This is a genomic window from Mangrovicoccus sp. HB161399 (assembly GCF_013184745.1).
In the GTDB taxonomy this organism is placed as follows: Bacteria; Pseudomonadota; Alphaproteobacteria; order Rhodobacterales; family Rhodobacteraceae; genus Mangrovicoccus.
Map to the genome: position 1 here is coordinate 1 of NZ_JAATVU010000212.1, position 1,891 is coordinate 1,891.

A 1,891-nucleotide genomic window follows, 5' to 3' on the forward strand; every position below is an offset into this window, starting at 1 on the left:
AACAGGCCTGACACAAGACCGCGCTCGATCACATGCTCAAGGGTCAAAAACTTCTTGCATCACGGGCGGCAACCACACAAGGCGTATCGTTCCGTCCGGAAGTTCTGGCAGGCTTCGACACCCGCCACGATATGCCGCCTTCTCAGGCCCCATCACCCATTTTCAGCCTGAGCTTGCTTTTTGCGGCGGGTATGTTGGTCGTCCTAATGGTTTATGGTAAAATCGAAATGAGTAAATTTTTTAAGAGGGCTTCACTTCGGCGCGTCCAATAATGGAGCTCGCGATGACACTAGCCAGAATAATCGGACTCCCAATGCTTGCGCTGCCGCTTCAAATATGCAGCCCAACGCCGGGAGAAATGGATGAAATCGGGGAAAACGAGCCGGAGGCACATCGGCCAGCGGTTGTAGGCTTCAACGAACCCACTGCGGGAATTGATCAACAGTCGGATTTGGCATCCGAGCAGAATGCTGGTTCCGGCGTTTCGGACGATGCGAGCGCAGGTCCCGGTGCAGGAAGCGGGGATCTCACGGGCGGCGGGATTGACCGGCGCGGTGGCACCGACACCGGACCCGGGGACCAGACGGGCGGCGGGATCGACCGCCGCGGAGGAACAGACACCGGACCCGGGGACCGGACGGGCGGCGGGATCGACCGGCGTGGCGGCTGAAGCGGGAGCCAACACTTATAACGGTTTTCTAGGTTGCGAAGAGACGGTTAACGGATTCCTGGCACCAATAGGGAGAGAAAGCATTTCGGAAATCGACTTCGCTGCGATCCGCAGGCGTGCGTCCAGATGCGTACTCCTATTGGAACCCGGACGGGCTGGCGACAATCTTTCCCCGCTTCAATTATTTGGGATGGAGAACTGTGCTGAAAATTAACCCGGAGATAAATGTCGGAAACCTACTGACGACGCTGTCCATAATGATCGGAGCCGCCACCTTCCTGTACAATGAGGTGCAGAAACGTCACCAGTTCGAGCGAGTTATTGAAGCCGAAAAACGCGACCTTATCGGGCGTGGCGTGAATGAGTCCCTTCGCCTAGAAAACGAACTCACCCATTTCTTTCTTTCCGTCGAACCTTTGTATGTCGAGGTGAGTGCTGCAGTTTTCGATGCCGAAGCGGAAGCTGGCAGTCGCGAGAAGAGCGTCGAACGAGCGCGCGATGCGCTGTGGAGGGGGATTACCGTTGCGCGATCAGAGATGGAACGAAAGATCTTCGATCAGACCACGCTTCCAGGTGGCCTGGCGCTTGTCGGGCTGGAGGTCCACGACGAATACGAAAAATTTCGTAACGAGCATGCACTGCTGCGCTTTCAGGCTTACGACGAGCTGAGAACGTCTACTCAAAACGCGCTGCAAGGTGCCGCATTAAAGGCGAAGCATACCGCGGAGATCGGCAATGCTCTACGAAACGTGCATAAATACGTCAAGAATACCTACCTCGTCAAGATTGGGCGGATTCAAGACGAGCTCAGCCTCGTGCTTGCCGATGAGATGGCGCATCTCGCGCAATAATTTAGAGCAGGTCGTTGACCTGATAAAGCCCGTCGTGGTGCAGCAACGCTTCTCTGCCGTGCAAGCCTTCGTGATTCCAACAAATATGCCCAGGTGGAGCAGCACCGCTGAAGTCAGTCGCAGGTCACAGAGCTGTCTGTTTCCAGCCCTTTCCGGCCAGTCGTGACGGCGACGCGCTCGAGGGAGCCGGTACAACCGACGAGGAAAAGCGGACTTGCGGCATCGCGGCGTCGCCCGGGCTGTGAAGCAGCAGAAGCGGCCGCCCGCCGTGATCTTCGTAAGCGGTGTTCCCGGCTCACGGGATCTCAGGTTGACGGCTTGAAACTCCATGGCAGAAGTTCGTCGATGCGCTTCTGCGGATGCCCGGCGG

The 1,891-nt window shown here is 57.1% G+C and carries 1 protein-coding gene; it reads left to right on the forward strand.

Features of this window, described 5'->3' with window-relative positions; genetic code table 11:
* The first annotated feature begins 870 nt into the window (after positions 1 to 870).
* Positions 871 to 1,521 (forward strand): hypothetical protein, encoded by a 651-nt coding sequence (locus HCC78_RS32355; RefSeq protein ID WP_172332791.1) that lies wholly within the window; start codon positions 871 to 873, stop codon positions 1,519 to 1,521.
* Positions 1,522 to 1,891 lie beyond the last annotated feature (370 nt).